Below are 229 nucleotides of genomic sequence, written 5' to 3'. Positions count from 1 at the left end.
CCGGATTGTTAAAGAGCAAATATCTCAAACATGACTCTTTCAAGTCAGCTTTGAGATAGTTCGGCACGCAACTTTCACTTACATACCAGCAAGTGGCGTCCCCTAGGGGATTCGAACCCCTGTTACCGCCGTGAAAGGGCGGTGTCCTGGGCCTCTAGACGAAGGGGACACTGAAGTCTCAATCGCAAGACGCCTTGCTTCTCTACATCTATCAGACAATCTGTGTGAG

Annotated in this window: 1 tRNA gene; it reads right to left on the bottom strand. The window is 49.8% G+C overall.

Features of this window, described 5'->3' with window-relative positions:
* Nucleotides 1-93 precede the first annotated feature (93 nt).
* Nucleotides 94-169, bottom strand: a tRNA-Glu gene (locus tag ACR6JA_RS21950).
* Nucleotides 170-229 lie beyond the last annotated feature (60 nt).

The sequence above is a fragment of the Cedecea sp. B1(4) genome, from assembly GCF_059414925.1.
The sequence above is the reverse complement of the archived record's forward strand: the minus strand, read 5'-3'. Positions and strand labels throughout refer to the sequence as shown.